We start from the raw sequence: 6,111 nt of genomic DNA on the forward strand, positions 1-6,111 counted from the left end.
GGGCATTGGTTATTTCCCCCCTGCTCCCCTGCTCCCTCATCCCCCTCTTACTCTAATTCGCACTCGGTTGTAAATTAATATATCTGCTGCTAAAAGAAAAAAGAATAAAATACCCTGAAACATCCCAGCTAAAGCTAAAGGAAGTCCCAATTTAATCTGTACTAATTCGCCGCCTACGTACAAAAATGCCATTAGTAAGCTGGATAAAATAATACCTAGTGGGTTTAACCGACCAATAAAAGCAGCAATAATGGCAGTATAACCGTAACCCAGAGAAATGCTAGGGCGTAGTTGACTAATAGGGCCGAGGACTTCGCACCAGCTAAACCTGCTAATCCACCGCTAATTAGGAGCTTTATACCAGCATACACCGCAGCTTTGAGACTCGCACTAACTACCTGCACGCTGAAACCAAATAAACGTTTGCCGCAGCACTCCCCAGATTAACACTGCTGCCACAACTGCCAAAATCACACCCAAATGCAACCTTATACCAGCAATTAATGGTTGTAAACTAGCAAATTCCACAAAGGGGGCAGATTCAGGAAAGTTAAATCCTTGGGGGTCTTTTTATGGCCCATGTACTAAGTAAGTTATTGATGTTAGGAAATGCTAAAGCCACAGCACCACCACAAATCGCTCCAATAGTAAACTGTCCTTCTGCGCCAATATTCCACATCTTGGCTTGAAAACACACAGCTAAACCAACAGCAATTAATAAGATAGGTGCTGCTTTGACAGTTAATTCTGATAGTCCATAAAAGTTACTTAAAGGCGAAACTAATAAAATTTGTAAAGCAGCAATAGACGGCTTTCCCAATGAACCAAATAGTATAAGTCGCTTGAGGTATCTATTCCGCTTGTGCTGATAAAGTTTAAACCTCAGTATTTTCATGCTAATATTGTACGCCATATTTACGTACATAATCATCAAGAAACGACGCTTATTTTCGGCTTGAAGATTTTGAACTTGAAATCCTTGAGGAATACTGCAAATCGGTTGGGAGAACAAAATCAGACGTGCTTAGAGAATTGATTAGGAGTCTCGGCTGAAAGAAAAAGCCCTCCTAGAAGGACGGGGCTTTAGACCCATTTTTCCGGTAATGTTAGTTTTGAGACTCCTCAGAGATAGGTTCTGATTCGGTTTCAAGTTCTTCTATTTTGACTTTGGCTGGAGGTTTAACAGGTTTTGGGCCACGCGCTAGGGCAGGATTACCGGGCTGCCTGTTTTCATCCCCATAGGATGCTTTTTTCTCTGTGCCAGACGAACGATTACGGGTCGGTTTTGAGCTTTTGGGGTTGGATTCAATCGGAGCTATAGAATCCGAATTTTCGGAATTTTTGTCAGTACTTCCTTGGGACTGACGTTCCGATTTCTTGATTGGACGTTCTACCATTGTTGATTTTTGCAAATTTATCTGTATGGTACATCGGTTTGGTGAATATCAAACTGTTAAGTAGCATTTTTTAAAGATTTTATCCAAAAGCAGCCAAAAAACTTTATCAATTCACTCACCAAATGTGAAAATAGGTGCGTTATCGATAGCTGAACGTACCCGACAACTATTCAACAAAATCAGGTCGTGCCTGTTGCGTTGATTTCAATTTTGACTCTAAAACTGCCCAATTTTCTTGCTCAATTAAGTTAGTCAACTCATCAAGATTGTGGCGATATTGTTGCAGCGATCGCAGCAATGCTTGACGATTATATCGCGCCATCATCACCCCTAACTCTGGATTACCACCACCCACACGACTGGTATCCCGAAAACCTGAACTAGCTAACTTTTGGGCTAATTGCAAAACATCTCTTTCAGTTTCACTCAAACAAGCAGCAATCAACGAGGAACTGACCATTACAGGTAAATGGGAAATCCAACTAACAGCGCGGTCATGTTGCTCTGGTTGACAATAGTAGATATTCGCTCCCAGCGATCGCACAATTTCTTCCACAACCGTAATTGCACTGATTGGTGTTGTAGCTATAGGTGTTAGTACATAAGGTTTATCGACAAATAAATGTCGGTGTGCAGCTTCTATCCCACTGTCTGCTGTTCCCGCCATTGGATGACCGCCGATAAAATTATCCCAAAGGGGAGAGATATCTTTGACTATCTGTGCTTTCGCCGAACCCACATCAGTCACGACTGTAGCGACAGACAAATGAGCGATCAACTGTTCAAATTGGGGCACAATAAGGGCTAGAGGTGTACAAATAAAGACAACTTCGGCGGCTGCTAATAGGCTCAGATCAACAGATGCTTGATCAACACTACCAAGGGCAATTGCCTTTTCACAGGTAGATTCACGGCGACTCACTCCTAAGATATGATGTCCTTGCGATCGCAAATCAAAACCCAAAGATCCACCGATCAGTCCCAGTCCTAAAATCCCAATATTCATATTTGATTTTGACATTCCGTTTTTTATGATACCAACTATTAAAGTTGGCATCCAAGGGGTAGCATCGATGACTGTAGAGGAATTACTAGAACAATACGCAGCAGGAGTCTTAAACTTTAGTGGTGTTGACCTCTCGGAAGCTAACCTGAGTGGGGCTAAACTCAGTGGCGTAAATCTTAGCGATGCTAATTTGAGTATAGTCAACCTGAGTGGCGCAAATCTGAGTGAAGCTAACTTGAGTAATGCCAAGCTGAATGTAGCCAGACTGAGTGGCGCGAATCTATGTAGCGCCATCCTGAACAACGCCAGTCTCAACGTCGCTAATTTGATTCGAGCGGATCTCAGTCGCGCTCAACTTAGAGGAGCGTCGTTGATCCGCGCCGAGTTAATTCGCGCTGACCTCAGTCGCGCCGACCTGTTGTCAGCTGACCTCACCAGTGCTGATCTGCGAGAGGCGACACTCCGCCAAGTGAATCTCCGTCACGCTAACTTGAGTGAGACGGTCTTAAGAGGCGCTTCTTTGACCGGAGCCAACTTGGAGATGGCTAACTTAAACGCCAGTGACCTCAGTCGTTCTGACCTTAGCGGCGCAAATTTGCGAGATGCCGAACTCAGACAAGCCAATCTCAGCCATGCTAACCTGAGCGGGGCAGATTTGAGCGGGGCGAATCTCCGGTGGGCAGATTTGAGCGGCGCAAATCTCCGGTGGGCAGATTTGAGCGGCGCAAAATTGAGCGGGGCTGATTTGATTGGCGCAGATTTAAGCAGTGCCAATTTAACCAATACAAGTTTAATCCACGCCAATTTAACTCAGGCAAAATTAATTAGGGCGGAATGGATTGGTGCTGACTTAACAGGAGCAACTTTAACTGGGGCAAAACTTTATGCCACCTCCAGGTTTGGTTTAAAAACCGAAGGGATGATTTGTGAATGGGTTGATCTTAGCCCCGCAGGCGATCGCTCCATTATCCAAAACTTCCATTCCGAAGAGTCACGAGATTTTTTTAACGAAACACCGCCAACAATTCGGATTATTGTTGATTCCGCCCTAGAACACGAAGCCAATTTTGCGATCGCTGGCGCTTACTATCAAATTGCTCAAGAATACCGGGGGCTGAAACAACCCCCAAGCATTGAAAGTGGGCGTCGTCGAACTGTTTTCACTTTTCATGTAGATAGCGACGAAGCATTATTTCCCACCGCTTACATTATGATTCTTCCCTTTCTAGATGCGGCATCTACTCAAAAGAATATTTCCAGTATGGTGGAAATGATTAACAGTGAAGTTGTTGCGAACCAAGATTTAAAATTGCCCCAGATGCTGAAACAATTAAATATTCTTGTAGAGCAAGTCATGAGTCAGGCTACAACAATTAAACAGATGAAAAAAAATATCGAAGTAGCCGCAAGGTTAAATTTTTGCAAAGCTCCAACCCAAATAGTTTTAACGAATTCCAGCGCCCACAATTTAATTGTCCATGACCATCCCAACTTTGGGAAAAGATTTATTAATCGCTCTGCTCTCAATGCTTCAGCTTATGATGATACATCAAGGGAATCAACAAAATATATATTGCCTTCGTTAAATATGGTTATGGATTTTGTCAAAGGATTTCACTATATTAGTCATTGAGCATTGGACAAATGACAAATAACAAATTTCTGGAGGATCAAAATGCGCGATACCTTTAATAAAATGGTCGGTCGAACTCGCTATGTAGTCTTTCGCCTATTTCTGCACTTAGGGGGAGGTGAGGTAGCACCAATTATGGGAGTATTGAATAGTGCTGGACGGGATGCGATCGATGCTGATGGCGATTTAGAAGTTTTGGGAGAAGGATTGGTAGAAATTAGCCAAACCCTCCTGCAATACGATGAATATTGGCTTTCTGCTGCCAACGAAGGCGATGTATTTTGGGATGAAGGCGAGGCAGGAGATTACGTGAATGAATTATTTACTGACTCTGCCCAAAGATATCTCAGTGAACCAGATTACAGTTCTGACTCTGGATTGAATGAACCTTTATCTATACCTGTAACCCGCAACGTCATTGTGATAATTACAGTAGCTTATGAAGGAGAAGTACCAGAGTTAGAAACTGATCTTTCTAACGTTCAGTCCCTGAAGGAAGCTTTTAAAGCCTTAATCAATTTGCACTACAAACATAAACTCCAAGCAATCCAAGTGCATTTCTCGCCAGCCCAGTTAGGTGATGAACTCACTAGCGATCAACTGTTGCAATATTACCCAGAATTGATTCCTTTGTAATCTGTTGGGTAGTCCGTACTTACTACTTACATCGAGAAATTGTTAAGCTCAGAGATAGGACAATAATCCCATGATCATGACCATAGTACGTAAATTTACAGCCGTTTTTTTAGCTCTGAGTTTGTGTATAACAACTGTCGCTTGTGGAGGCGAAAACCAGACCACTCGCCCAGCTAAGAACGTTAACCAAACCTCTAATGCCACCAAGCTGAGTGACGGAGAGTATCAAATACAACAAGCTACTTATGACGATGCATCTGGGGAGTACAACCTGTTTTTACTTAACAATAAGCCCCCAACCTTTTCAACCGAAAATTTGCAAATGGCACGGTTAACTGATGATCAAATCAAGGAGGGTAAGAAAACCTATCTGAAGGTAGAAAAAGGACAACCGATTTTATATCTGACGGAAGACTTTAAACTTGAGTACGTCCACAACGTTACCGAGAATAAAACCAATCCCCAAACAGGACAACAAGAGACGGTTGTAGTCCGTCGAGAAAATAGCTTTTGGGCACCCTTTGCTGGGTCTGTGGCTGGTAGCTTGGCGGGTCAGGCAATTGGTAGTCTGTTATTTAGACCCCAGTATTATGTACCGCCTGTCTATCAATCAGGTCAAGGATTAAGTGGCTTCGGTGGATATGGCGGCAGCTATGGCCAAGCAGTTCAAAACTACCAAACTCGCTACAATGCGCCACCCGCAGCCGTGACAAATCGCACTGCGTTCCGCAATACAGGGACAATTAGAAGGTCATATCCTGGAAATTCAAATGTACGCAATACACCGCGTAGCACTACAGGTAATAACCGTCCTTCTGGTTCTGGTTTTGGTGGTAGTAACTTGCGACCCTCTGGTAACTCCAGCAATACCAGACGCAATTCTGGTAGTAGTTTTGGTAGTGGGCGTAGTTCAGCACCCCGTCGCTCAAGTGGTTTTGGCAGCAGACGCCGTTAGGAAATTTCCAATTCAATAAATAGACTGCCTAATACCATTTCTTTGTGAGGCTGCGCCAAACCCTTTTAACTTCTTTCTTCCTTTGCGTCCTTCTCTTCGAGACACTTCGTGAACGCGTCCTTCGCGGTTCGTTTTTCTTTCTTGTACTTAAATATGCTTTAGCGCATCTTCATACAGAATTGGTATAAGAAGTGAAGGTAGTGTGTTGCACAAAGAAGCCGGAGGGTCACAAGTCAACCCTGCGGCTTCTCTTTAGCGCTAAAGCTCTAAAGCGCAAACTACAAACCCATTCACTCACAACAACTTATATTAACGTGAGTTCGATGAACCTCTCCCTCCCAGCCTCCCGCTCCGAAACGGAAAGGGAGGAGCAACGAAAAATTAAGCTTTTTGCTCCCCTCTGGGCGTCGGAAAGGGGCTGGGGGAGAGGTCATATCATGTCCGGGTAATTAGTTGTGATTCCCATAGTCATTGCACCCCACCC

The 6,111-nt window shown here is 43.7% G+C and carries 9 protein-coding genes; 3 read left to right on the forward strand and 6 right to left on the reverse strand.

The window, feature by feature from the left end; translation table 11 throughout:
• Positions 1 to 36 precede the first annotated feature (36 nt).
• The 6 genes from HWQ41_RS26365 to HWQ41_RS26390 form a co-directional block, all read right to left on the reverse strand.
• Positions 37 to 192 (reverse strand): hypothetical protein, encoded by a 156-nt coding sequence (locus tag HWQ41_RS26365; protein WP_292769735.1) that lies wholly within the window; start codon positions 190 to 192, stop codon positions 37 to 39.
• Positions 193 to 224: 32 nt separating this feature from the next.
• Positions 225 to 404, reverse strand: a complete 180-nt coding sequence (locus tag HWQ41_RS26370) for a hypothetical protein (RefSeq protein ID WP_292769738.1) — start codon at positions 402 to 404, stop codon at positions 225 to 227.
• Complete coding sequence (locus HWQ41_RS26375; RefSeq protein ID WP_292769741.1) at positions 391 to 528, reverse strand: hypothetical protein; 138 nt, start codon at positions 526 to 528, stop codon at positions 391 to 393. Before HWQ41_RS26375 ends, HWQ41_RS26370 begins: the two co-directional genes overlap by 14 nt.
• A gap of 22 nt (positions 529 to 550) precedes the next feature.
• The gene (locus tag HWQ41_RS26380) at positions 551 to 1,012 is read right to left on the reverse strand and encodes a hypothetical protein (protein WP_292769744.1); all 462 of its coding nucleotides are present in this window, start codon (positions 1,010 to 1,012) and stop codon (positions 551 to 553) included.
• Between the two features lie 94 nt (positions 1,013 to 1,106).
• Entirely contained in the window at positions 1,107 to 1,397 is a 291-nt protein-coding gene (locus HWQ41_RS26385) for a hypothetical protein (protein WP_292769746.1), read from the reverse strand.
• A 166-nt stretch (positions 1,398 to 1,563) separates the two neighbouring features.
• Positions 1,564 to 2,403: a prephenate/arogenate dehydrogenase gene (locus tag HWQ41_RS26390; protein ID WP_292769753.1), complete on the reverse strand. Its 840-nt coding sequence runs from the start codon at positions 2,401 to 2,403 to the stop codon at positions 1,564 to 1,566.
• 67 nt (positions 2,404 to 2,470) lie between these two features.
• Between HWQ41_RS26390 and HWQ41_RS26395 the strand changes: the two genes are divergently transcribed.
• The 3 genes from HWQ41_RS26395 (at position 2,471) to HWQ41_RS26405 (ending at position 5,627) form a co-directional block, all read left to right on the forward strand.
• Positions 2,471 to 4,036, forward strand: coding sequence for a pentapeptide repeat-containing protein (locus tag HWQ41_RS26395; protein WP_292769755.1), 1,566 nt, complete (start codon positions 2,471 to 2,473; stop codon positions 4,034 to 4,036).
• Between the two features lie 42 nt (positions 4,037 to 4,078).
• Positions 4,079 to 4,672, forward strand: coding sequence for a DUF1517 domain-containing protein (locus HWQ41_RS26400; RefSeq protein WP_292769748.1), 594 nt, complete (start codon positions 4,079 to 4,081; stop codon positions 4,670 to 4,672).
• A 70-nt stretch (positions 4,673 to 4,742) separates the two neighbouring features.
• Entirely contained in the window at positions 4,743 to 5,627 is an 885-nt protein-coding gene (locus HWQ41_RS26405; RefSeq protein WP_292769751.1) for a hypothetical protein, read from the forward strand.
• Positions 5,628 to 6,111: the final 484 nt, after the last annotated feature.

Source organism: Nostoc sp. NOS(2021) (assembly GCF_017115025.1).
In the GTDB taxonomy this organism is placed as follows: Bacteria; Cyanobacteriota; Cyanobacteriia; order Cyanobacteriales; family Nostocaceae; genus Nostoc.